Source organism: Xanthomonas sp. NCPPB 1638 (assembly GCF_041475635.2).
Taxonomy (GTDB): Bacteria; Pseudomonadota; Gammaproteobacteria; order Xanthomonadales; family Xanthomonadaceae; genus Xanthomonas; species Xanthomonas cucurbitae.
Map to the genome: position 1 here is coordinate 2,272,169 of NZ_CM192984.1, position 23,585 is coordinate 2,295,753.

The 23,585-nt window shown below is 63.6% G+C and carries 18 protein-coding genes and 1 pseudogene; 15 read left to right on the forward strand and 4 right to left on the reverse strand.

Translation table 11 applies throughout. The features are described 5' to 3' along the window. Window positions 1-39: 39 nt before the first annotated feature. Window positions 40-324, forward strand: a complete 285-nt coding sequence (locus ACCQ13_RS09870) for a YfhL family 4Fe-4S dicluster ferredoxin (RefSeq protein WP_104602738.1) — start codon at window positions 40-42, stop codon at window positions 322-324. Then, entirely contained in the window at window positions 321-2,096 is a 1,776-nt protein-coding gene (ggt, locus tag ACCQ13_RS09875) for a gamma-glutamyltransferase (protein ID WP_274392099.1), read from the forward strand. Before ACCQ13_RS09870 ends, ggt begins: the two co-directional genes overlap by 4 nt. 155 nt (window positions 2,097-2,251) lie before the next feature. On the opposite strand, the gene ACCQ13_RS09880 is transcribed toward ggt, so the two are convergent. Next, window positions 2,252-2,818: a hypothetical protein gene (locus tag ACCQ13_RS09880; RefSeq protein ID WP_104602736.1), complete on the reverse strand. Its 567-nt coding sequence runs from the start codon at window positions 2,816-2,818 to the stop codon at window positions 2,252-2,254. 366 nt (window positions 2,819-3,184) lie between these two features. On the opposite strand from ACCQ13_RS09880, the pseudogene ACCQ13_RS09885 reads away from it, so the two are divergent. Beyond that, window positions 3,185-4,928: pseudogene (locus ACCQ13_RS09885) on the forward strand (glycoside hydrolase family 9 protein). A gap of 147 nt (window positions 4,929-5,075) precedes the next feature. Here ACCQ13_RS09885 and upp read toward each other — a convergent pair. Continuing rightward, window positions 5,076-5,708 carry a uracil phosphoribosyltransferase gene (upp, locus tag ACCQ13_RS09890; protein ID WP_104602735.1) on the reverse strand — a complete coding sequence of 211 codons (633 nt, stop codon included), beginning with the start codon at window positions 5,706-5,708 and terminating at the stop codon, window positions 5,076-5,078. 150 nt (window positions 5,709-5,858) lie between these two features. Here upp and ACCQ13_RS09895 point away from each other — a divergent pair, with 150 nt between their 5' ends. Next, window positions 5,859-8,420 carry a TonB-dependent receptor gene (locus ACCQ13_RS09895; RefSeq protein ID WP_167526887.1) on the forward strand — a complete coding sequence of 854 codons (2,562 nt, stop codon included), beginning with the start codon at window positions 5,859-5,861 and terminating at the stop codon, window positions 8,418-8,420. Continuing rightward, complete coding sequence (locus ACCQ13_RS09900; protein WP_104602734.1) at window positions 8,420-9,538, forward strand: phytase; 1,119 nt, start codon at window positions 8,420-8,422, stop codon at window positions 9,536-9,538. Before ACCQ13_RS09895 ends, ACCQ13_RS09900 begins: the two co-directional genes overlap by 1 nt. 85 nt (window positions 9,539-9,623) lie before the next feature. Here ACCQ13_RS09900 and ACCQ13_RS09905 read toward each other — a convergent pair whose 3' ends face one another. Continuing rightward, window positions 9,624-11,120, reverse strand: a complete 1,497-nt coding sequence (locus ACCQ13_RS09905) for an aminotransferase class III-fold pyridoxal phosphate-dependent enzyme (protein ID WP_159407127.1) — start codon at window positions 11,118-11,120, stop codon at window positions 9,624-9,626. Window positions 11,121-11,241: 121 nt separating this feature from the next. Between ACCQ13_RS09905 and ACCQ13_RS09910 the strand changes: the two genes are divergently transcribed. From ACCQ13_RS09910 to ACCQ13_RS09955, 10 genes are all read left to right on the forward strand, one after another. Further along, on the forward strand, window positions 11,242-11,673 hold the full coding sequence (locus ACCQ13_RS09910) for an Lrp/AsnC family transcriptional regulator (protein WP_104602732.1): 432 nt from the start codon (window positions 11,242-11,244) through the stop codon (window positions 11,671-11,673). A 154-nt stretch (window positions 11,674-11,827) separates the two neighbouring features. Then, window positions 11,828-12,898, forward strand: a complete 1,071-nt coding sequence (gene queA / locus ACCQ13_RS09915) for a tRNA preQ1(34) S-adenosylmethionine ribosyltransferase-isomerase QueA (RefSeq protein WP_104602731.1) — start codon at window positions 11,828-11,830, stop codon at window positions 12,896-12,898. Window positions 12,899-12,986: 88 nt separating this feature from the next. After that, on the forward strand, window positions 12,987-14,132 hold the full coding sequence (gene tgt / locus ACCQ13_RS09920; protein WP_104602730.1) for a tRNA guanosine(34) transglycosylase Tgt: 1,146 nt from the start codon (window positions 12,987-12,989) through the stop codon (window positions 14,130-14,132). Window positions 14,133-14,262: 130 nt separating this feature from the next. After that, window positions 14,263-14,616 (forward strand): preprotein translocase subunit YajC, encoded by a 354-nt coding sequence (gene yajC / locus ACCQ13_RS09925; protein ID WP_104602729.1) that lies wholly within the window; start codon window positions 14,263-14,265, stop codon window positions 14,614-14,616. Between the two features lie 305 nt (window positions 14,617-14,921). Beyond that, the gene (secD, locus tag ACCQ13_RS09930; RefSeq protein WP_372372397.1) at window positions 14,922-16,769 is read left to right on the forward strand and encodes a protein translocase subunit SecD; all 1,848 of its coding nucleotides are present in this window, start codon (window positions 14,922-14,924) and stop codon (window positions 16,767-16,769) included. A 110-nt stretch (window positions 16,770-16,879) separates the two neighbouring features. Next, on the forward strand, window positions 16,880-17,848 hold the full coding sequence (secF, locus tag ACCQ13_RS09935; protein ID WP_104602727.1) for a protein translocase subunit SecF: 969 nt from the start codon (window positions 16,880-16,882) through the stop codon (window positions 17,846-17,848). A gap of 1,540 nt (window positions 17,849-19,388) precedes the next feature. Beyond that, window positions 19,389-19,745, forward strand: a complete 357-nt coding sequence (locus ACCQ13_RS09940; protein ID WP_159407128.1) for a hypothetical protein — start codon at window positions 19,389-19,391, stop codon at window positions 19,743-19,745. Between the two features lie 427 nt (window positions 19,746-20,172). Further along, window positions 20,173-20,511, forward strand: a complete 339-nt coding sequence (locus tag ACCQ13_RS09945) for a hypothetical protein (protein ID WP_159407129.1) — start codon at window positions 20,173-20,175, stop codon at window positions 20,509-20,511. 82 nt (window positions 20,512-20,593) lie between these two features. Further along, the gene (locus tag ACCQ13_RS09950) at window positions 20,594-20,887 is read left to right on the forward strand and encodes a hypothetical protein (protein ID WP_159407130.1); all 294 of its coding nucleotides are present in this window, start codon (window positions 20,594-20,596) and stop codon (window positions 20,885-20,887) included. After that, window positions 20,872-21,972, forward strand: coding sequence for an IS5 family transposase (locus ACCQ13_RS09955; RefSeq protein WP_159406553.1), 1,101 nt, complete (start codon window positions 20,872-20,874; stop codon window positions 21,970-21,972). Before ACCQ13_RS09950 ends, ACCQ13_RS09955 begins: the two co-directional genes overlap by 16 nt. A gap of 284 nt (window positions 21,973-22,256) precedes the next feature. On the opposite strand, the gene ACCQ13_RS09960 is transcribed toward ACCQ13_RS09955, so the two are convergent. Beyond that, window positions 22,257-23,528: a carbohydrate porin gene (locus ACCQ13_RS09960; RefSeq protein ID WP_167526888.1), complete on the reverse strand. Its 1,272-nt coding sequence runs from the start codon at window positions 23,526-23,528 to the stop codon at window positions 22,257-22,259. Window positions 23,529-23,585 lie beyond the last annotated feature (57 nt).

Here is a 23,585-nt window from a genome sequence, read left to right on the forward strand (position 1 = left end):
TCACTGCCGGTGCCCGGCGCTGCCCTGCGAGTCGCCGCCATGTCGCTGAAGATCAACGAACTGTGCGTCAACTGCGACGTCTGCGAGCCGGCCTGTCCGAATCAGGCGATCTCGATGGGCGAAACCATCTACGTGATCGACCCGGCGCGCTGCACCGAGTGCGTGGGGCATTTCGACGAGGCACAGTGCGTGGTGGTGTGCCCGGTCGAGTGCATCGACCCGGATCCGGACATTCCGGAAACCCACGATCAATTGCTGGCCAAGCTCATGCAGCTGCAGCGCGATCATCCCGAACTGTACGAACAGGAGCCCCCCATCCCGTGAGCACTTTCTCCCGACGTTTTTCCGTGCGCGGCCTGTGGCTGCTGGCCCTGGTGCTGGCACCGCCGGCCTGGGCCGCCGATGCCGCCAGGCCCGCCGCCACCAACACCGCAGCGGCCGCACATCCACCTGGCGCGGCGGTGGCTAGCGGCCATGCCCTGGCCACCGATGCGGGGCTGCAGATCCTGCGTGAGGGCGGCAATGCCTTCGATGCGGCGATTGCGGTGTCCTCCACCCTGGCGGTGGTCGAGCCGATCAGCTCCGGCCTGGGCGGCGGCGGGTTCTTTCTGCTGCACGACGCCAGGACCGACAAGGACGTGATGCTGGACGCGCGCGAGTACGCGCCCGAATCGGCCACACCGGAAAAATTCCTCAACCAGCAGGGCGAGCTGGATCGCGACCGCTCGGTCAACGGCCCGTGGTCGGCCGGCATTCCCGGCCTGCCGGCCGCGCTGGTGGAGCTGGCGGCCAAGCATGGCCGGCTGCCGCTCAAGCAATCGCTGGCGCCGTCGATCCGTATTGCCAGCGAGGGCTTCCCGGTGTATGCGCGCATGGCCAAGGGCTACGCTTCGCGGCGCGAGGTGATGGAGCGCTACCCCGGCACGCGCGAGGTGTACCTGCGCGGTGGCAAGCCCATCGCCGAAGGCGACATCTTCAAGCAGCCCGAGCTGGCGCGCACGCTCACGTTGCTGGGCGACAAGGGCTTCGACGGCTTCTACAAAGGCGAAACCGCCAGGAAGCTGATCGCCGGCGTCAAGCAGGCGGGCGGGCGCTGGACGGCGGCCGAGCTGGCCGGTTACACGGTGAAAGCGCGCACGCCGATCCAGTTCGATTATCGCGGCTGGAAAATCACCACCGCACCGCCGCCGTCCTCTGGTGGTATCGCGCTCGCGGCCATGCTGCAGATTCTGGAAGGCTGGGACGTGAACAAACTCGATGAGGTGCATCGCACCCATCTGGTGGTGGAATCGATGCGCCGTGCCTACCGCGACCGCACGTTCTTCCTGGGCGACCCGGACTTTGTCGATGTGCCGCAGCGCGTGCTGACCAGCAAGGATTACGCACAAGGCCTGCGAGCCACCATCAACCCGGACAAGGCTACGCCCAGCGATCTGCTGTCGGGCAATCCGACCCCGCTGGAAGACGACGAAACCACGCACTTCTCCATCATCGACGGCGAGGGCAACCGCGTCGGCGGCACCCAGACCGTCAACCTGCTGTATGGCTCGGGCTTGATCCCCAAGGGCACCGGCGTGCTGCTCAACAACGAGATGGACGACTTTGCGCTCAAGCCAGGCACGCCGAACGCGTTTGGCGTGATGGGCTACGACGCCAATGCCCCCAAGCCGGGTAAGCGCATGCTCAGCTCGATGACGCCGACCTTCATGGAATCGGCCGACAAGGCGATCGTACTCGGTACACCGGGCGGAAGCCGCATCATCACCATGGTGCTGTTGGGTATTCTGGGCTACGACGCCGGGCTGGATGCGCAGGCGGTCAGCGCGCTGCCGCGCTACCACCACCAGTGGTTGCCGGACGTCATCGATGCCGAAAGCAATGCGTTCTCGCCGCAGACCGCCAACGGCTTGCAGGCAATGGGGCACGCGCTGAAACAGCCGGGCGACAGCGCCGAAGGCGGGCGCGGTTCCAGCCATGTGTGGGGCAACCTGCAGACGGTGGAATGGGACAAGCGCCGCAACGTGCTCAGTGGCGGCAGCGACCCGCGTAACCCGGTGGGCAAGGCGCAAGTGCAGCTGGGCACGCCTGCGCAGTAACGCACGCAGGTCTGCTGCGCGCGCCGCCGCAGGGCGGATGGCAAACAGGGACCGCAACACGGGGTGGCGAAAGCCCACCCCGTGTTGTGTCAGGCAACCGGCCGCATTGCGATGGCCGCGCGCATGTTGCAAGCATCCAGCGACCGCCGCCTGCATCAGTTGAGTTTGAAGTAGGTGGGTCTGCCCCCGTTGTAGCAGTTAGCGCCTTCCAGACCTATGCTGCCGGGAGTGTCTGGCGTTCTCGGATAGACGTGGCAGGCGGTATACGCAGCAGCGTTGCCGGTGAACCGTACCGTGAAGTGCTGCCTCTTGTCTGCGCTTGCATGGACACCGCCATTGGCCTCAATCGTTACCTCACATGCCGGCTGCGCAGCCGCCTCGCACTGTTGCAACGTCGCCTTCAACGGGCCGCTGATGTTGGCGTACATCCCGGAAATCCAGTTGTTCTGAACCTGGTTGGGGCTGGCATTCCATACCTTGGTGGCGAGCGCGGCCTGGCTCAAGCTGAGCAGCCCTATGGACAGCACGATGGCGAGACTTCTTGCTCCGCTTAGATGTCGTTGCGAGGGGTGCGGCTGGCATGCGCTGCGGTAGGAGAAAAAAGAGGGAGCGGTCAACAGGATTGTCATGTGTTCATCCTTTGCATAGAGAATGGTCTGCTGTAGAGCCCGTTGGATGTAGTGAGCTTCCAGTTGGGCCTGCACTGCGGTGGTGCGCGGCATCACCGCAGCGCCAAAGTAGGTTGGTATCGGCGCGAAGAATTGGCGTAAATCACGGAAGTTTTGGCCGTTTCGATGCGATGTAGCTGCGCGTCGCCATGCTTGGGCGGCGTTTAGGCGGCGTCGGCCAATCGCTTCGGTGCAATTACCGAAGGACTGCGAAACAGCCGGCAGTACACTGAACCGAAGGTATCGATATCACCGTCTTGGCGAGCCGTTGTTGAATCCTGGAACTTGCTTGTTTACTCAGTGAATTCGAAACTGGTCAGCAAGCCCAAGTGCTGACCAAGAGATTGGTTCCGTCGCTCAGCTGTAATCGCCTTCGCTGATCGGCCTTGTAGTAGCGGTGCAGTGCGGACACCATGAGATATGAAAAAATTTACCGCTTTATCGATTGCCGCTGCGCTAGCCGTCCCATCGGCTGCTTGTACTGCTGAGCCCGCAATAGCTGGCTCCGGTGCGGAAATCCACGTCAACCAACTCGGCTATCTACCGGGCTCGGAAAAACTTGCCGTGCTCGGGCTGCCACAAGGCACAGCAATCCGCGCGGATCGCTTCACCCTCGAAGATGCGCAAGGTCGGCGCGTGTTGCAGGGCACGTTGCAGCCTGTCGCAGCGTGGCCGCCGGCCGGGCAACAGGCCCGGGTGGCGGATTTTTCCAGCGTGCGTGCAGCCGGAACCTACCGTTTGAAGATCGATGGGCTGCCGCCGTCGGATGCCTTCCCGATCAACGCCTCGGCCTACCAGCCGGTGATCGACTCGGCGCTGAAGGCGTTCTATTTTAACCGTGCCAGTACCGCGTTGCCGGTGCAGTTCGCCGGGCGCTATGCGCGCGGCCGGGCATCCGGATACCGATGTGCGCATCCACCCCACGGCCGCCTCGGCCACGCGGCCGGCAGACAGCACCATCAGCGCGCCCAAGGGCTGGTACGACGCCGGCGATTACAACAAGTACATCGTCAACTCCGGCATCAGCACCTACACCGTGTTGGCGGCCTACGAGCATTACCCGGCGCTGTTCAAGGCGCAGGCGGTGAGCATTCCCAATGACGCGCCCGGCGTGCCCGGCATCCTGCAGGAAACCTGGTGGAACCTGGAATGGATGCTGGCCATGCAGGACCCGGCCGATGGCGGGGTCTACCACAAGCTCACCGACAAGCAGTTCGATGGGTTGGTGATGCCGGCGCAGGCCAGGCAGCAGCGCTATGTGGTGATGAAGGCCACTGCGGCTACGCTGGATTTTGCGGCGGTGATGGCGGCCGCCAGCCGCGTGTACGCCCCGTTCGACAAACAGTATCCGGGCGTGTCCGCGCGCATGTTGAAGGCTTCGCGTGCCGCCTGGGCGTGGGCGCAACAGCATCCGGATGTGATCTATCGCCAGCCCGACGACGTGCGCACCGGTGGTTACGACGATGCACAGGTGGCCGATGAATTCGCCTGGGCGGCGGCCGAGCTGTATGTCACCACCGGCGAAGATGGGTACTACGACGCCATGCTGGCGCGCAACGTGCCCGCCAGCGTGCCGGGTTGGAGCAACGTGGGCGGGCTGGCGTGGATGTCGCTGGCCGCGCATCGCGACACACTCACCCCGCACGCGGATCGTGCGCGCATCCTCGGTGAGGTCACCGGCCTTGCGCAGCGCCTGGCCGAGCAGTGGCAGGCATCGCCGTGGCGGTTGGCGATGACCGATACCGATTTCGTCTGGGGCAGCAATGCGGTCGTCCTCAATCAGGCGATGATGCTGTTGCAGGGCTATCGCGTGACGCAGCACCGCGGTTACCTGGATGCCGCGCAGTCGCAGCTGGACTACATCCTGGGACGCAACCCGCTGGGGCTGTCGTTCGTCACCGGGGTGGGGCAGCGCACGCCGATGCATATCCACCATCGCCCTTCGGAGGCCGATGGCATCGCTGCGCCAGTGCCTGGCTGGCTGGTGGGCGGGCCGCAGCCGGGCCATCAGGATGCCAAGGATTGCAAGGTGGCGTATCCGTCCAGGCGGCCGGCGCTGTCGTACCTGGATGATGCCTGCAGTTACGCGACCAACGAGGTGGCGATCAACTGGAACGCGCCGCTGGTGTATGTCAGTGCGGCGATCCAGGCGTTGACGCGCTGAGGCGGGCTTCAGTGCTCTTCCTTCTCCCATCGGGAGAAGGTGGCGCGTAGCGCCGGATGAGGGTGCGGCGTTGGCAGGAACACTGACGCACCGTACCCTCACCCCAACCCCTCTCCCGAGGGGAGAGGGGCTTCAAGCCAGCGCAGTTCACTCCACCCGCGTGCCAAAAATTCGGTCGCCGGCATCGCCCAGGCCGGGCAGGATGTAGCCCTTTTCGTTGAGGTGATCGTCGATGGCGGCGGTATACACCTCCACGTCCGGGTGCACGGCTTCCAGCGCCCTCAGGCCCTCCGGCGCGGCAACCAGGAAGATGCCCTTGATGCGGCGCGCACCGGCGCGCTTGAGCATGTCGACGGTGGCGATCAAGGTGCCGCCGGTGGCCAGCATCGGGTCCAGAATCAGTGCATCGCGTTCTTCCAAGCGGCCGGTGAGGCGTTCGAAGTAGGGCACCGGTTGCAGGGTTTCCTCATCGCGCTGCAGGCCGACCACGCTGACCCGCGCAGCCGGGATCAGCGCCAGCACGCCCGGCAACATGCCAAGGCCCGCACGCAGGATCGGTACCAGGGTGATCTTGGCGCCGGCGATGCGCTGCACGTTCACCGGACCGGCCCAGCCGGGTTGCACATGCGACTCGGTGTCCAGGTTCGCCGTGGCCTCGTAGGCCAGCAAGGTGCCCAGTTCGGTGACCAGTTCGCGAAAGCCTTTGGTACTCAAGGCTGCGTCGCGCAACAAGCCGATCTTGTGTTGGACGAGCGGGTGGCGGACTTCGACAATTTTCATGGGCGGCGACAGGCAGGAAAGAAGCACAGTGTGCCGCAGCCATGTGCGGCGTTGCCACACACGCAGGCACTTGCGCTGGCACATGTCATGTCGATGAAACGTCGCAGACATAGTGTGCACACCCATTCTTGACCGATAGGGGATGCCTGCGTGTTGAACAAGACTCCGCTCTGCCTGGCGATCACGCTGACGCTGGCAACCGCCAGCCTTGGCGGGCAGGCACATGCGGCAGAAGTGGCTGTCCCGTCTGGCGCCGCCACCAGCGCGGCGGCCGTGGAGCTTGAACGGCTGGAAGTGCGCCCGCAGCTGGAAGCGCAGGAGCGCGCAGTCGATCTCAAGCGCGCTTCCGATGCGATCCAGGATGCGGTCGCCTCCGATGCGCTGGGCCGCTATCCCGACAAGAATGTTGCAGAGTCCCTGCAGCGCCTGCCGGGTGTCAGCGTCACCCGCGACCAGGGCGAGGGTCGTTTCGTGGTGATTCGCGGTCTGGATGCATCGCTCAACAGCGTCACCATCGACGGCATGAACATGGGCACGCCTGAAGACGGCACGCGTTCCACGCCGCTGGACGTGATTCCTTCCGATTCGACCGAGCGCCTGAAGGTGGTGAAGTCACCAACCCCGGACATGCCGGGCGACTCGATCGGCGGCGCGATCCAGGTGGAATCCACCTCTGCTTTCGATCGCGATGGACGCACGCTGCGTGGTTCGATCGAAGGAAGCCACCAGTCGCTGTCCGGCAAGACCAGCCCCAAGGGTGCGTTCAATTACAGCGACATCTTCGGCGGCACCCTTGGCGTGGCCGTGGGGGTGAACCACCAGGATCGCCAGTTCGAATCGGACAACACCGAAGTGGCCTACGACAGCTTCGATGGTGGCGCCGAAGACGATCTGTTCGCAGGCCGGGTGCAACGGCGCAAATACTTCATCGAGCGCACCCGCACGGGCGCCAATGTCAATCTGGACTGGCGGCCGGATGCGGATAATCGCTACTACCTGCGCTCGTTGTACAGCCGCTTCGACGATGCCGAAACGCGTCAGCTCACCGCCTTCGGGCTGGCCGATGGGCAGGTCACCGCCAATGGCGACGGCACCTACACCGTGGCCGCTCTGCCGGCGAGCAGCATCTCCAAGCGGGTGCGCTTCCGCACCAAGAAGGAAGACAACATGGCGATCAGCGCTGGTGGCGAGAACCGCCTGCGCAGCGCCACCGTCGATTACAAGGTTGGCTATACCAAGACCACCGAGCGCGTGAACGACGAGATGGAAGCGCGCTTCAACTACGACGGCGACGATCTGGCGGCCACGGTGGATCAGCGCAGCAGCATCCCGCGCCTGGGATTTTCCGATAACGGCTGGCAGCGCAACCAGGACTTCGTGTTCGACCGCTTCGTCATCGCGCCCAAGCAGGTAGACGACGACGAGCACAGCGCGCAGGTCAACGTGCGTTTCGACGGCGAGCATTCCAGTCTGAAAATGGGTGTGCTCGGCCGCTGGCGCGAGCGCGATGTCAACGTGGACGAACGCGAGCTGCGTCGCGGCCCGGCGATCGATCTGAGCAGCTGGACCACGGCAGCGCCGGAGCACCGCGGTGGCACGCTGGGCGAAAGCCTCAGCTCCGATACCATGCGTGACTACTGGCGTGCGTCCGGTGATCTGTACAGTGCGCGCCCACAGGATGTTGGCGGCAACCAGCAGTTGTCGTTGCAGGATGACTACACCGCGAGCGAAAACGTCTTTGCCGCCTACGCAATGGGCACCTGGGATATCGGCGCCTTGCGCATGATCGCCGGCGTGCGCGTGGAAAATACCCAGTTCAACGCCACCGGCAACCAGGTGGACGTGGCGCCCAATGGCCGTACCGCCACGGTCACCCCGCGCGAGGCATCCAGCAGCTACAGTAATGTGTTGCCGGGATTGCACCTGCGCTATGACAGCGGCAATGACTGGGTGCTGCGCGTTGCAGCCAACAAGACCTTGTCGCGCCCGGCGTTTGGCGATGTGTCCCCACGCGTGAGCATCAATCGTGGCGACAACGCAGTAAGCATCGGCAACCCACAGCTCAACCCGTATCGCTCCACCAACCTGGATCTGTCTGTCGAAAAATACATCGGCAGCACCGGCGTGGTGTCGCTGGGCGTGTTCGACAAATCGATCGACGATTACATCGTGCAGACCCTGACCACCACCGATGCGCAGTTCCCCGGCCTGCAGGTGACGCGCGCGATCAATGGCGACACCGCCAAGGTGCGCGGCGCCGAGTTCAACTGGCAACAGACGTTGGATTTCCTGCCGGAGGGCTGGAACGGGCTGCTGGTCGGTGCCAGCGCCACCGCCCTGGCCAGCGACTTCGATCCGGGCCTGAGCGACCGCGCCGGCGAGGATTTCACGTTGCCGCGCTCGTCCAGGCGGATCTACAGCGGTCACCTGGGCTATGAGAAATACGGCCTCAGCACCCGCGTGGCGGCGGTGCACCGCAGCGAGTACCTGGACACCATCGGTCAGGCCCGCGCCTACGATATCTATGTCGCCCCGCACACCCAACTGGATGTCAGCATGAGTTATCAGTTCAATCCCCACATCAGCCTGTACCTGGAAGCGCAGAACCTGCTGGACGCGCCATTGGAGCTGTACCAGGGCGTGCGCTCGCGCACGTTGCAGAACGAGGAATATGGCCGGACCTATGCACTTGGCCTGAAGGTGGCGCTGTGATGGGCGCGCGGATGCGGCTGCAAACCACCGTGCTGGCCAGCGCGATGGTCCTGGCCGGCTGTGCAAGCAAACCGGTCGATCGCGAAGCCGATGAAGCACTGCTCACCGACCCCACGCTGGTTGCAGCGAACGTGGCCCATGAGGTGGTGCCGGAAGCCTTCATCACTGTGTCCACGCCGTCGGACAACCTGGATTCGCCGGCCAGCTGGATCAGCCCGGAGGGCAAGCGTTGGATCATTGCCACCGCCAAGGCTACCCATACGCTGGTGGTCTTCGATGGCGATAGCGGCACGCGCTTGCGGGTGGTGGGCGGCAAGGGCAAGGCGCCGGGCAAGCTGGATCGCCCGAACGGGATCTCGGTGGTGGACGACCTGCTGTTCGTGGTGGAGCGCGACAACCGCCGGGTGCAGGTGTTCTCGCTGCCGGAATTCACGCCGCTGACCAGCTTTGGCCAGGATGCGCTGCGCGAACCCTACGGGTTGTGGGTACGCAAGCACGACGGCGACTACGAGGTGGTGGTCAGCGACAACTACATGTCGCCGGGCAACAAGGACCAGCCGCCGCCGCTGGCCGAGTTGGGGCAGCGCTTCCGCCGCTATCAGTTGAATGCGGCCGCAGCGGGCTGGCAAGCGCGCTTGACGCAGACCTTCGGCGACACCACCGAGGCCGGCGCAATCCGCATTGCCGAGTCGGTATTCGGCGATGAGGCCAATGGCCGTCTGATGATCGCCGAAGAAGACGTGGCAGTGGGCACGCAACTGCGCGAGTACGGGATGGATGGGCGCTATCGCGGGCGCAACGTCGGCACCGGGCTGTTCAAGGCGCAGGCCGAAGGCCTGACCCTGCTGCAGTGCCCCGATGGCAGCGGCTATTGGATCGCCACCGACCAGTTCAAGGACCGCAGCGTGTTCCAGGTCTTCGATCGCAAGACACTGGCGCATGTGGGCGCCTTTGCCGGCCGGGTGACCGCCAATACCGATGGCGTGTGGCTGGACCAACGTGGCGATGCGCGCTTCCCGGGCGGGGTGTTCTATGCGCTGCACGACGATCAGGCCGTGGCGGCCTTCGACTGGCGCGATGTGGCGCGCAGCCTGCGCTTGAAGACATGCGCGCCTTGACGGCCGTGCGCCGCCTGCCGCGCTGGCGCCGCCGGCACTGACCGGCGGCGCGACGCCTGCTGATGGGCGATGCGGCGGCGCCGGGTCAGGCCGCCTGCGCCTGGGCTTGGCGCGGGCCTTCCTGCAAGGCACGCGCGATCAGGCCGACCAGCAGGTCCAGCTCGTCTTCGTCCATGGCGAAATGCGGGGTGAAACGCAGCGAATTCTCGCCGCCGTGGATCACGTTGACGCCACGCTGGCGCAGCCATTCCTCGGTGGAGCCGGCGCCGTAGCACTTGTACTGCGGCGCAAGCTCGCAGGAGAACAGCAGGCCGGTGCCCTGCACCTTGGTGATCGGCCCGCCCAGCTCCGCCTGCAGTGCCTGCAGTTTGGCGATCGCCTGTGCGCCGCGCACACGGATGTTCTGGCGCACCTGCGGGGTGAACAAGGCCAGCGTGGCGCAGGCGACATCGAGTGCGCGCGGGTTGGTGGTCATGGTGTTGCCGTAGGTGCCCTTGCGATAGACCTGCGCGGCGTGCTCGGTCACGGCCAGGACCGACAGTGGGTACTGCGCGGCGTTGAGTGCCTTGGAATAGGTTTCCAGGTCCGGCGGGTCGAGCTGCTCGAAGCCGGGATAGTCCACCACCGACAGCACGCCGTGCGCGCGCAACCCGGCCTGGATGGAATCCACCAGCAACAGGCTGCCATGGCTGCGGGTGAGTGCCCGCGCGGCGGCGTAGAACTCGGCCGGCAGGGCGCGGCCCGGGTCGCCTTCGCCCATCACCGGCTCCAGGAACACCGCCTCGATGAACCAGTGATTGCGCGCGGCCTCGTCGAAGGCGTGCTGCAGTGCCGCCACGTCGTACGGGGCGATGGCGATCACCGAATCCTCGTCGCGATAGCTGGCCAGGTACTTGGTGTAGGTCTTGCGGCTGGAATCGGAATACAGCCCCGGGCGGTCGGTACGGCCGTGGAAGCTCCCCTTGACCACCAGCCGCTTGATACGGGCGCCGGCGTGGCGCGCGCCCGGGTCGGTGTGCAGCTTGGCGTTGGTATCGACGATACGCGCGGCCAGGCCGACCGCCTCCGAGCCGGAATTGAGGCACATGAAGCGCGCGAACGGGCAGCCGCCACGGGTATGGCCGATCTCGGCGCGCAGGGCGCGGTCGAGCCGGCGCTGCGACAGGCTGGGCGTCATCACATTGGCCATCACCTGCGGGCGCGCCATGGCCTGCAGTACCGCGGCAGGGGTGTGGCCGAAGCCCAGCATGCCGTAGCCGCCGGCGTCGTACAGCACCGCGCCCTTGAGCGTGACCACCCACGGTCCGCGTGCGGCCAGCGCCACGTACGGCGTGATCGCATCATCGGCGTAGAAGTTGATGAAACCGTCCTGTACGGCGGCGATCTGCGCCTCTTCGTCCAGCTCGAGCAGGTCGCCGGCCTCTTCACGCACCTGGGCGTATTCGGCAGCGGCAGCGGTGATGGCCTGCGCCAGGTCCGGGTGGTTGCCGGCCAGGCGCACGATGGCGGCATCGTCCAGGCCATCGGTCAGACGACGGCCGGTATGGGCGCGCAGCGGGGCGAGCGGGGCGAGGACGGACATGGCGCTTCTCCAGCAAGATGGCATTGTCTTCCTATTATCGGCAGGAGATCGGCGTTTGGCAGCGTGAAATCTGGCGAGATGTGCGCTATTTTCGTCGATTCGCCGAAATCATTGCGCAAAAATGAAAGTCACCCCCTCCGATGAGCGCTTGTTGTCGCTGCTGCGCGAGGACGCCCGCGCCTCCACCGCGCAGATCGCGCGCCGGCTCGGTTTGTCGCGCACCACCGTGCAGAGCCGCATCGAAAAGCTCGAGCGCGATGGCGTCATCAGCGGTTACACGGTGCGCACCCACGACGCCTACGACCAGGGGCGCATCCGTGCGCATATCCTGATTACCGTCCTGCCCAAGAAGATGCCGGCGGTGGTCAAGGCCCTGCGCGACATCCCCGAGGTACGCCTGCTGCACTCGGTCAGCGGCGCCTACGACCTGATCGCCCTGGGCGTGGTGGGCGGCGTCAACGAGATGGACGTGCTCACCGATGCCATCGGCGCCATCGACGGGGTGGAGCGCACCACCAGTTCGATCATTCTGTCGACCAAGTTCGAGCGGTGAATCGGGAATCGGGAATCGTAACAGCAACAGCAATAGCGCTTCACCGTCACCAGTGCTGCGCCCGGCTCACCGCTCTTACGATTCCCCATTCCCGATTCTCCATTCCCGGCCGCAGTTACAATGCCCGGCTCCCCAGCCAACCGATCCTGCGGCCTTGAAGAAGTCCGATTTCAACTACGCACTGCCCGAAGACCTGATCGCCCAGGCGCCGCTGGCCGAGCGGGCGGCCAGCCGCCTGCTGGTGGTGCCGCCGGCGCCGGCGGCCTTCAGCGACCGCCAGGTGCGCGATCTGCCGGAGCTGCTGCAGCCCGGTGACCTGCTGATCTTCAATGACACCCGGGTCATTCCGGCGCGGTTGTTCGGGCAGAAGGCCAGCGGCGGGCGGGTGGAGATCCTGATCGAGCGGCTGCTGGGCGAACGCGAAGCGCGGGTGCAGATCGGCGCCAGCAAGTCGCCCAAGGCCGGTAGCCTGATCGCGCTCGATGCCGGCGGCCAGGCCGAGGTGCTGGGCCGCGATGGCGAATTCTACCTGCTGCGGTTCGATATCCCGGTGCCGCTGCAGCAGTGGTTGCCCGAGGCCGGCCGCCTGCCGCTGCCCCCGTACATCCGCCGCGAGCCGGGTGTGGAGGATCGCGAGCGCTACCAGACCGTGTTCGCCCGCGAAGTCGGCGCGGTGGCCGCACCCACCGCCGGCCTGCATTTCGACGAGGCCCTGCTGGCGCGCCTGCGCGAGCGCGGGGTGGAGTTCGGCCACGTCACCCTGCATGTGGGCGCCGGCACCTTCCAGCCGGTGCGCGTGGACAGGCTGGACCAGCACGTGATGCATACCGAATGGCTCAACGTGGGCGCGGCACTGGTGGAGCAGGTGCGCCGCACCCGGGCGCGCGGCGGCCGCGTAGTCGCGGTGGGCACCACGGTGGTGCGCTCGCTGGAAAGCGCCTGGCGCATCACCGATGCCGCGCCCGAGGGCGAATTGCAGCCGTTCGCCGGCGAAACCCGGATCTTCATCCTGCCCGGCTACCGCATCCGCAGTGTCGATGCGATGGTCACCAACTTCCACCTGCCCGAAAGCACGCTGCTGATGATGGTCTCGGCCTTCGCCGGCCGCGAGCGCATCTTCGCCGCCTACCAGCACGCCATCGCGCAGCGCTATCGCTTCTTTTCGTATGGCGATGCGATGTTGCTGTGGGGCGGGGAATCGGGAATCGGGAATGGGGAATCGTAAGGCGGTATCCGCCAAACGATCAGCCGCCTGCAAACCGCTTTTCCGATTCTCCATTCCCGATTCCCCATTCCCCATTCCCGGCCCCTCAATGTCCCGACTCCAGTTCCAGCTCCAGACCACCGACGGCCACGCGCGCCGTGGCCGCCTGACCTTTCCGCGCGGCACGGTGGAAACGCCGGCGTTCATGCCGGTAGGCACCTACGGGTCGGTCAAGGGCATCCTGCCCGAGCAGATCCGCGCGCTGGGGGCGGAGATCATCCTGGGCAATACCTTCCATCTGTACCTGCGCCCGGGCCTGGAGGTGATCGGCGACCACGGCGGCCTGCATGGCTTTGCGCGCTGGGACGGGCCGATCCTCACCGATTCCGGTGGTTTCCAGGTGTTCTCGCTGGCACATCGCCGCAAGATCACCGAGCAGGGCGTGACCTTCTCCTCGCCCACCGATGGCGCGCGGGTGTTCCTGGGGCCGGAAGAGAGCATGCAGATCCAGAAGGTGCTCGATTCGGATATCGTGATGATCTTCGACGAGTGCACGCCATACCCGGCCACCGAAGAGGTGGCGCGCCGCTCGATGGAGCTGAGCCTGCGCTGGGCGCAGCGCTCCCGCGATGCGCACGACGGGCTGGGCAACGATGCGGCGCTGTTCGGCATCGTGCAGGGCGGGGTGCATCCGGACCTGCGTAGTCGCTCGCTGGAGGGCCTGCAAGGAATCGGCTTCGACGGCTACGCCATCGGCGGGCTGGCGGTGGGCGAGCCCGAGCACGAGCGCAATGCCATGCTCGAACACCTGCATCCGCGGCTGCCGGCCGAGCGCCCGCGCTACCTGATGGGCGTGGGCCGGCCGGAAGACCTGGTGGAAGGCGTGGCGCGCGGGGTGGACATGTTCGACTGCGTGATGCCCACCCGCAATGCGCGCAACGGCCACTATTTCACCTCGTTCGGCACGGTGCGGATCCGCAACGCCAAATACGAACGTGACCTGGACACCATCGAGCCAGGCTGCGGTTGCCACGCCTGCAGCAGTGGCTATACGCGCGCCTATCTGCGTCACCTGGACCGCTGCAACGAGATGCTGGCGCCAATGCTGGGCACCCTGCACAACCTCTGGTACTACGAAAAACTGATGGCCGACATGCGCGAAGCCATCGCGGCGGGAACCTTTGTGCAGTTCCGGCGGTCCTTCTATGCGGCACGCGGCGCCACCACGCCGCCGTTGCCGGGGGAGACCAGCTGAGCCCTGCCGTCCGTGCCCGACGCGGACGGGGTGGACCCTGCGTGGCATAATTCCCGGCTGTTCCGCCAAGGCGGTACCTGAATAGCGAGCGCGCCGGTGGGTGCGCTGGCACCAAACTAGGATGCATTGAATGAATTTGCTCGATTTCCTGATTCCCGCGGCCCAGGCCCAAGCGGCCGGCGGCGCAGCGGCACCCGGCTCGGTGGGCGGCCTGTCCACCTTCGCGCTGCCGATCATCCTGATCGCGGTCATGTACTTCCTGATGATCCGCCCGCAGATGAAGCGCCAGAAAGAGCACAAGGCGCTGCTGGACAAGCTGGCCCGTGGCGATGAAGTCATCACCTCCGGCGGCGTCGCCGGCGTGATTACCGATATCGGCGAAAACTTCATCACCGTGGAAGTGGCCGACAATGTGCGTATTCGCGTACAGCGCAGCGCCGTTGGCCATGTGCTGCCCAAGGGCACGCTGAAGTCGGCCAGCTGAGCGCCGCCCGGTCGGCGCTCGAAAACGGCAGGAACCCCTCGTACACTCCGTGATCGCTGCGCCACCGACGCTTGACCGGCCGTTTGTGCCTGCCGTTGTTCGCTTTGCACCATCCGCAACATCACTGCTGCGCGCACCGTCAGGCGGGCGCAGTCGGTGCAAGGAGCCGCATCGCACCCTGGTGCTGCGGTTTCCGCGTACTGCTCGCATCCACCGGATGACTGCTGGCGACCTCGTGTCGGTCGCCTGAAGTCGTTCCCACTGCTAGGCGCGGCGCCGGGACGGTGTTGCGCGGGACTGTCGCAATGCTCGAATTTCCTCGCTGGAAGTATTTCCTGATCCTGCTGGTACTGGCGGTCAGCGCGCTGTATGCGCTGCCCAACGTCTACCAGAAGGACCCGTCCGTGCAGATCACCGCCGCCAGCCGCGGTGCGCAGCTCGACGACGCATTGCGCAGCCGCATCGACGGCGAGCTCAAGAGCGCCGGCATCACGCCCAAGGCGATCACCAAAGAGGGCGAGAGCCTGATGGTGCGCCTACCCTCGTTGCAGGCGCAGACCCGCGCCAACGACGTATTGCGTCAGCAGCTGGGCGAGAATTACACCGTGGCGTTGAACCTGGCGTCCACCGTGCCGCAATGGCTGGCCAAGCTGGGCGGCCGGCCGATGGTGCTGGGTCTGGACCTGGTCGGCGGCGTGCACTTCGCCATGCAGGTCGATCAGAAGGCCGCGCTGGAGAAGCGGCTGGACGGCTTTGCCGAAGATATCCGCACCACCTTGCGCGACGCCCGCATCGCCTACCGCTCGGTGGAGCGCCGCGGCGACAACAGCATCCAGGTCAGCCTGGGCGAGGGCGCCAACGCCGATGCCGCGCGCGTGGCGCTGGCCAAGGCGCAGCCGACCCTGACCTACGACGTCAGCGGCCAGAACATTGCCGTCAAGGTGCCCGAGGCCGAGCTCAAGCAGATCGCCAGTGGCGCGATCGAGCAGAATCTCACCACCTTGCGTAACCGCGTCAATGCACTGGGCGTGTCCGAGCCGACCATCCAGCGCCAGGGCGAGGACCGCATCGTGGTCGAACTGCCCGGCTTGCAGGACACCGCCGAAGCCAAGCGCCTGATCGGTGCCACCGCCTCGCTGGAATTCCGCGCCGTGGTCGAAGGCAACGCCGAAGATGCCGTGCGCAGCGGCACCATCCCGCCGGAGGCCAAGGTCTACCGCGTACGTGATACCGGCGCGCCGGTGCTGCTCAACAAGCGCGCACTGGTGACCGGCGACCAGATGGTCAGTGCCTCGGTCAGCACCGACCAGAACGGCATGCCGGCGGTCGCGGTGACGCTCAACAACGTCGGCGGCCAGCGCATGTTCGACTACACCAGCGCCAACGTCGGCAAGACGATGTCGGTGGTCTACATCGAGCGCATCCCAACGGTGACCATGGTCGACGGCAAGGAAGTGCGCAGTGTGCGGGTCAAGGAAGAAGCCTTGTCGCCGACTCGCATCGCCGGCGTGTTCGGCAAGAACTTCCAGACCACCGGCCTGGAAAAGACCGAGGCCGAGAACCTGGCCAAGCTGCTGAAGTCCGGCTCGCTGGCCGCGCCGATGGACTTCGTTGAGGAATACGTGATCGGCCCGAGCCTGGGTGCAGAGAACGTGGAGCGCGGTGTCACTGCGGTGATCTACTCGTTCCTGTTTACGCTGGTGTTTTTCACCATCTACTACCGCGTGTTCGGCGCGATTACCTCGGTGGCGCTGCTGTTCAACCTGCTGATCGTGGTGGCGGTGATGTCGCTGTTCGGCGCCACCATGACGTTGCCGGGCTTTGCCGGCCTTGCGCTGTCGGTCGGTCTGTCGGTGGACGCCAACGTGCTGATCAACGAGCGTATCCGTGAAGAGCTGCGGCTGGGTGTACCGGCCAAATCGGCGATCGCCGCCGGTTACGAAAAGGCAGGCGGCACCATTCTCGACGCCAACCTCACCGGCTTGATCGTCGCAGTGGCCTTGTATGCCTTCGGCACCGGCCCGCTGCGCGGCTTTGCGCTGACCATGATGATCGGTATTTTCGCCTCGATGTTCACCGCGATCACCGTATCGCGTGCGCTGGCGGTGCTGATCTACGGCAGCCGCAAGAAGCTGAAGACCGTCGCCATCTGATGCGAGTCCGGCCTTGCCCCGGCAGCGCGCTGCCAGGGGCGGGGGATGAATCCCTTCGCAAGCGTTGCGCATCCTGACGGTGCGCAACGTCTAAACGGAAGATCTTTTCCATGAAATTGTTCCCGCTCCATCTGATTCCCAACGACACCAAGATCGACTTCATGCGCCTGCGCAAGCCGGTGCTGGTGTTGATGCTGGTGATCGCGGTTGCCTCGATCGGCGTCATCGTCGGCAGGGGCTTCAACTACGCGCTGGAGTTCACCGGCGGCACGCTGGTGCAGACCTCGTTCCAGAAGACCGTGGACGTGGACAGGGTGCGTGAGCAGCTGGCCAAGGCCGGGTTCGAGAACGCCCAGGTCCAGAATGCTCGCGGCGGCAACGAGGTCATGATCCGCCTGCAGCCGCACGGCCAGCACAACAACCGCGACGATGCCGCACGCACCGTGGCCGAGGATGTGCGCAAGGCGGTGACCAGCGACGAGAACCCGGCCACCGTGCAACCTGGCGAATTCGTCGGCCCGCAGGTCGGCAAGGACCTGGCCCTGAACGGCGTCTACGCCACGGTGTTCATGCTGGTGGGCTTTTTGATCTACATCGCCTTCCGCTTCGAATGGAAGTTCGCGGTGGTCGCCAGCCTGACCGCACTGTTCGACCTGCTGGTGACGGTGGCCTACGTGTCGCTGACTGGCCGCGAGTTCGACCTGACCGTGCTGGCCGGCCTGCTGTCGGTGATGGGCTTTGCGATCAACGACATCATCGTGGTGTTCGACCGTGTGCGCGAGAACTTCCGCGCGCTGCGCGTGGAACCGCTGGAAGTACTCAACCGTTCGATCAACCAGACGCTGTCGCGCACGGTGATTACGGCGGTGATGTTCTTCCTGTCGGCGATGGCGTTGTACATCTACGGCGGCGAGTCGATGGAAGGCCTGGCCGAGACCCACATGATTGGAGCGGTGATCGTGGTGATCTCCTCGGTGATCGTGGCCGTGCCGATGCTGAGCATCGGGCCGTTTGCGGTGACCAAGCAGGACCTGCTGCCCAAGGCCAAGGACGTGGAGGCGCTGGCGCGGCGTCCTTGATCGGTTGGCAAGTGGCCCGACGAAAAAACCGCGCATTGCGCGGTTTTTTTGTTTCTGGCGGTGGACGTCGTACGTGCACGGTTGTGCACTGTGACGCCACTACTCAAGATCCTGAACACGAGGGATTTCGTCGGGCAGGTGATACCGATCGATACGCAGTACTTCCTGGTAGAGAGCCGCTGGCCAGGATGAAGCGCCGTATCCAACTGCGATGCGCCTGCTTGGTGCGCAGGCTGTAGTGCCGAACGCAAGCGGTCGCGCAACTGATCGAGCCACCGCCTTGGCGGACGTGCTGTTACGCCATTGTTTTTGTGGGTGTATTTCATACGCCTGTGTCTGTGTCGGATAAGGCTAGAAAACGCACAATGGTCGAATCCGCTTGCCGCCGTGTAATCCCGTGATCGCGGTTAGGATCTCCCCCCCCATTCACAAAGCGCTAGCGATCAAGGATACTCATGCAACACCGCATTTCAGCGGTCCAGTAGTAGTCAGGCAGATCGATCAACTTGGAGGTGTAACCGATGAGTGACCCAAGGCCATGTAGCGTGTATTTTGGACACGGTGACAAGCAAACAGGAATGTTTATCCAATACGGCACCCGCGTGATCTACGACGAGGGGAACAATCCGATACAAGTGTCGTCGGCAATTGTTGAGATGGATAGCGGCCGAGTTGTTGAGGTAGAGCCGTCCACAGTTATATTCGGCAGGTCTGCCTAACAATTCATTCAAGCCGAACCCGCTCTGCGGGTCGGCTTAATTCAGGCGTTAGACATCATGAGACAAATAATCGCACTTCTCATCATTACCCTAAGCGCCTGCACGCCCAAGCTTCATATTCGTGATGGGGGCCGCACTTTGATCGCTAACACAGAACCAGAGGTGCTCACCTTTCCATCGGTTCAATGCGACGTACCCAGCAATGCCGGAAAAGAGATTGGCCCCGTGTTCCTGATTTTTAGCCAAGCACCGTGGGAGTCTCCCCGCCACCTCTCGATTTCCAAGACGTCGGCTGATCGTGGCTGCGACATGAGCATCCATAAGTTCATCTCTGCACGTGACGCCCACAAGTTCAAACCAGGAGCGGTCTTCAGATACATAGGGAAATGCCAGTGCAAGATATGAAGTCTAACAATTCATTCAAGCCGAACCCGCTTCGCGGGTCGGCTTAATTCAAGTGTTAGGCAGTGGTGGAGCAAATGCGTTGGTGGTTGTCGCTTCGGTGAGTCCGCAGGCGTGCATGTGGTCGGCTCCGGGTAGCAGTCGTCACCGCTGCTCGTGTCGGTGAGTTCAGTGCTTCGCCTTCGCACGTCATTGCCGCGCTGCGCTCATTGCGTTTGGCTTCGGTCGCATCGCGCGCCACGGCACCGCTGGGTAAGCTCCATCCCGCAAGCTGTGGCACACTCGGTCCAGGCGGCAGTGCTGGGGAGCAAAGTTGCAACATCCAACTTCTGCGGCCACTCACTGCCTAACAACTCATTCAAGCCGAAGTTGCTTCGCAACTCGGCTTAATTCAAGCGTTAGGCGCTACAGGAAAAATGATGGATATCCCCAAGGTGATCCTCCTTTTGTCTGAGCGTGGCGAACGGGTCGGAGTGTTGCTTCTCGCGCCGGATAACTTAGGAGCGGGTGGCAGTTGTGTCTTCATGCTTTTGCCCTCCAGCAGTGCATGCATCGATAGCGACATGGGCATTGTAGTTTCTGAGCTGAAAGTAGCTGGTGAGCATCGTTTTCAAGTTATGGCATCATCAAGCGGCATAGACCTAGTTGTGTTGCAAGCCGATCTTCCTCACATCGAGCTAAAGCTTGACAGTCACTTCTCGGGTAGCGTTCTCACAGCTTTGGGCGGCGTCACCAAGTGCATCGGCTCAGCAGAGCCGATGCCTGGTAGCGCCTAACAATTCATTCAAGCCGAAGCCGCTTCGCGACTCGGCTTAATTCAGGCGTTAGGCAGTGGTGGAGCAAGTGCGTTGATGGGTGCAGCTTCGGTGAGTTGGCTGGCACGCATGCGGTCGGCTCCGGGTAGCAGTCACCGCCGTTCGTGGGTACCGGTAAGTTCAGTGTTTCGCTCTTGTCCGTCGTTGCCGCGCCGCGCTCATTGCGCTTGGCTTCGGTGGTACCACGCGCCGCTGCACTGCTGGGCAAGCTCCGCCCCACAACCTGTGGCACACTTGGCTCAGGCGGCAGTGCTGGGGAGCATGGTTGCAACAGCCAACTTATGCGGCCACTCACTGCCTAACAACTCATTCAAACCGAAGTTGCTTCGCAACTTGGCTTAATTCAAGCGTTAGGCACTGCACTGGCAAAATCACCAAGGATCGAATAATGAGACTAGCTACTAAGATCGTGTCTTTAGCGTTGCTTTCCTTGCCAATCAGCTCCATGGCGTCGGTACCTCAGTGCAGCTCCGCCGCACTCTTTGTTGCAAGCCTGGCTGAAACATATCCAAATGACAAAAGCAAAAGAACTGATGGATTTGAAAAAATAGTTCAGAGTTCGCTTAATCAGACCAATCCAAAGGTGCCGACTCGCGAGCAGTTCAATACTGCCTACATTGTCATGGAGAACTTAGTCAAAGCATGGACCGGCGGTCCTGTGCAACTTAAAGAGCAAGTTATTGCGGACGCTGCTGCCATCTGCATGGTGGTATCCACTACAAAGTGAGTGCGGTGCCCAATAATTCATTCAAGCCGACGTGGCTTCGCGTCGCGACCTAATTCAGGCGTTAGACGTCAGGGAGAGACTCATGGAACTCAATTTCAAGGTGGGAAACATCCCAGAAAAGTTGACACGCGGTTGGTTCTTCGGCAGCATGAAAGTCATCACTCCCGGCGGGATCATTTGGTTACAGCATCCACTCAGCCCCTCCACTCATTGTTCTTTCCAAACAAAAAGCTCTTGGGAAGTTGAGGTGGAGGGGCAGAAGGTTAGAGTCGAGAAGATTCGCCCGCTGATGATGGGAGGCCTTAGAGGGTGTTTACATAATGATATAATAGTGCCATCTCATCACAGACAGTCATCGAAATGGGCCGCCCACTGAAGATTCAAGTCGAACATGAAGCTGTGTTGATGGACATCGTCGCGTCGGATCCGACGGCGACGTTGGAGGAAATCAGGCTTGAGCTTCTCCGCCGCTGCAACGTGCATGTTCATGAGCAAACGGTGGTCTCGACGTTGAAAAGGCTTGGTATCGAGCGCCGCCCTAGCCATGAGGTGGTAACGATCGAGAAAGTCCAGATCGATAAGTCGCGTTATGGCTATACCGATGCGCACGCTCGCCAGGAGCCGGAACAGACCTACCCGAGTTGCCTGACCAACGCCGAATGGGCACTGGTCAGGGATATTTTCGAGAAGGAAGGCGGGCGCGGTTTGCCGCCGCGCATCAGCCGCAGAACGCTGGTGGATGCGTGTTGTTATGTGGTGCGCAGCGGTGGGTCGTGGCGGATGCTGCCAGTACATTTTCCACGTTGGCAAAACGTGTATCGCACCTTCCGCCGCTGGAGCGAGCAAGGCAAGTTCGAGCAGATGCACGACCGCCTGCGCGGGCAATGGCGCGAGCGCGAAGGAAGGAACGAAGAACCCACCGCCGCAGTGATCGATGCACAATCCACGCGCGGTTCTGCGCAAGGTGGCGACACTGGCTATGACGCCGGCAAGAAGGTCAAAGGGCGCAAACGGCATCTGGTGGTGGATACGCTCGGATTGCTGCTTGCCGTGAGCGTCACCGCCGCCAGCATGCAGGACCGCGATGGCGCTTATCCGGTGGTGGAACGGGCGATGGAAAAATATCCGAGCATCCAGACGCTGTACACCGACAGCGGTTACGCAGGGCAGTGTGCGCAGCTGCTGTCGCAGTGTCACAACATCCGGGTACAGGTCGTGCGGCATCCGGCCAACAAGAACGTGGGGCGTTGGATGGGTCCAGAGCAGCCGGACCTATTCACTGTGAAAGCCAGTGCTCAGGGATTTGTGGTGCTGGCCAAGCGTTGGGTGGTCGAACGCACGCATGCCTGGAACGACCGTGCACGCCGACTCGTCATGCACCACGATCGGCTGCCCAAGGTGGCCGAGGCGTGGGTATGGCTGGCTCAAGCGCGATTGCTGCTGGCGCGGCTGACTGGTTAATTATGTAAACACCCTCTCAGCGTGGGCCAAAGACTCTTCGTTCGGTGAGCGGCCGGGGCCAAAGCCCAGCAATCCTTGGCGTTTGTTCGCAACTTTTCTATGGGCCGGGCGTGGCTACGAGTAGCGAGCCTAACAACCCATTCAAGCCGAAACCGCTTCGCGGTGCAGCTTAATTCAGGCGTCAGGCAGTGGCGGCTCATTACACAAGTGCAACGCACCCGCCACTCACATCAGGCAGTAGTGCCCGCCAAGCATGCGAGCAACGCGCGCAGCTTCTCCACGGGTCATAAATTCCAATCAATCCGCATGCCCGCAATCAACGCATTCTTCAGATCCTTGTTGCGGGTAGGTTCGTTGAACTGGTCGGGGTTGATGACGTAATGCAGGTTGGGGGCGATGCGCAGGCGTTTGGTGACCTGGATGCCGTAGCTGAGCTCCATCATGATCTGGTTGTCGGCCGGGGTGCCGGTGCCGCCTGCCGATGCGCGCGCCAGGCGCAGGTTTTCGATGGCTTCGTCGCTGTACTTCTGCTGGGTGATCACAAACGCAATGTTGTCCTGCGGGCGGCTGGCGAAGGTGCCTTTCTGCACCAGGCCCAGTTGCACGAAATGGTCTTCGATCGCTTGGCCGCCGGTGCTCTTGAGCATGGCGGCGAATACGGTCAGGCCGCGGGTGCCGGATGGGTCGGGGTTGGTGACCTGTTGTTCGAAGCGGCCGAACAGGCCCGAGCGGCCTTGCTTGTTGTCATAGCCCAGGCCGCTGAGGACGGCGGGGTTGCCGTTGCGGTCGCGTAGCGGGTCGGTGTAGTCGGAGTTGTCCTGCCAGCCGCCGAGTTCGTACAGTGCCGCCAGCGTGCCGTCGCCGCCCTTGTTCTTGTAGCCGATGGCGTAGGGCACCACTACGCCGGTGGTGTCGTCGGTGTTCCACTTCAAACCGTGCTGGCCGTCCTGTGCCTGCACCGGGTTCACTTCATACGCGCCCACATGCACATAGACCTTGGGCGTGACCCAGGCGGTGGCGTGCGCGGCCCAGCTGGAGACCGGCCAGTAGGTGAAGTTGCTGGTGCGGAATACGAAGGTGGGATTGCCGCAGGCGGAGTTGCCCTGGAAGTACTGGCACAGGTCCGAGCCGAGGAAGTGGATGTTGGCCACGCTGCGGCCGGCTTCCAGTTCCAGGCGGTCGTTGAACAGTTTTTGCAGCAGGGTGAAATTGGCCAGGCGGGTGCCCTGGCCGCCGTAGATTTCCTGCACCGAGGTGCTGTTGCCGATGCTGCTGTTGGACAGGTTGGTGCCGTGGCGGTTGGTGACATACAGCTTGACGGTGGCGCCGTTCCAGCCGAACAGGCGGTCCATGTCCACGTCGGTGCCGACCATCAGCTGGCCGGCGTAGGCGTCGCCGCGCTTGCGACCACCGTCGATCATCGCGGCGGCTTCGCCGGTGTAGCCCAGCTTGAGTTTGAAGGCATCGGCGGCATCCTGCGCGTGGGCGAGCGGGGTGAGTGCCAGGGTCAGCGACAGGCACAGCAGGCGGTGGCGGCGGTGGGCGAGGGCGGTCATGGCAGGACTCCGGACAGAAGGGCGTGGCCTAGGTGGCGAACGCGACAGGTAAGGGGT

What these genes read in the sequence shown, in the direction of transcription:
- ACCQ13_RS09870 (WP_104602738.1), top strand. Translation starts at nt 40, where the DNA reads ATGTCGCTGAAGATCAACGAACTGTGCGTCAACTGCGACGTCTGCGAG.
- ACCQ13_RS09880 (WP_104602736.1), bottom strand. Translation starts at nt 2,818, where the DNA reads ATGCCGCGCACCACCGCAGTGCAGGCCCAACTGGAAGCTCACTACATC.
- upp (WP_104602735.1), bottom strand. Translation starts at nt 5,708, where the DNA reads ATGAAAATTGTCGAAGTCCGCCACCCGCTCGTCCAACACAAGATCGGC.
- ACCQ13_RS09900 (WP_104602734.1), top strand. Translation starts at nt 8,420, where the DNA reads ATGGGCGCGCGGATGCGGCTGCAAACCACCGTGCTGGCCAGCGCGATG.
- ACCQ13_RS09905 (WP_159407127.1), bottom strand. Translation starts at nt 11,120, where the DNA reads ATGTCCGTCCTCGCCCCGCTCGCCCCGCTGCGCGCCCATACCGGCCGT.
- ACCQ13_RS09910 (WP_104602732.1), top strand. Translation starts at nt 11,242, where the DNA reads ATGAAAGTCACCCCCTCCGATGAGCGCTTGTTGTCGCTGCTGCGCGAG.
- tgt (WP_104602730.1), top strand. Translation starts at nt 12,987, where the DNA reads ATGTCCCGACTCCAGTTCCAGCTCCAGACCACCGACGGCCACGCGCGC.
- yajC (WP_104602729.1), top strand. Translation starts at nt 14,263, where the DNA reads ATGAATTTGCTCGATTTCCTGATTCCCGCGGCCCAGGCCCAAGCGGCC.
- secD (WP_372372397.1), top strand. Translation starts at nt 14,922, where the DNA reads ATGCTCGAATTTCCTCGCTGGAAGTATTTCCTGATCCTGCTGGTACTG.
- secF (WP_104602727.1), top strand. Translation starts at nt 16,880, where the DNA reads ATGAAATTGTTCCCGCTCCATCTGATTCCCAACGACACCAAGATCGAC.
- ACCQ13_RS09940 (WP_159407128.1), top strand. Translation starts at nt 19,389, where the DNA reads ATGGATATCCCCAAGGTGATCCTCCTTTTGTCTGAGCGTGGCGAACGG.
- ACCQ13_RS09945 (WP_159407129.1), top strand. Translation starts at nt 20,173, where the DNA reads ATGAGACTAGCTACTAAGATCGTGTCTTTAGCGTTGCTTTCCTTGCCA.
- ACCQ13_RS09950 (WP_159407130.1), top strand. Translation starts at nt 20,594, where the DNA reads ATGGAACTCAATTTCAAGGTGGGAAACATCCCAGAAAAGTTGACACGC.
- ACCQ13_RS09955 (WP_159406553.1), top strand. Translation starts at nt 20,872, where the DNA reads ATGGGCCGCCCACTGAAGATTCAAGTCGAACATGAAGCTGTGTTGATG.
- ACCQ13_RS09960 (WP_167526888.1), bottom strand. Translation starts at nt 23,528, where the DNA reads ATGACCGCCCTCGCCCACCGCCGCCACCGCCTGCTGTGCCTGTCGCTG.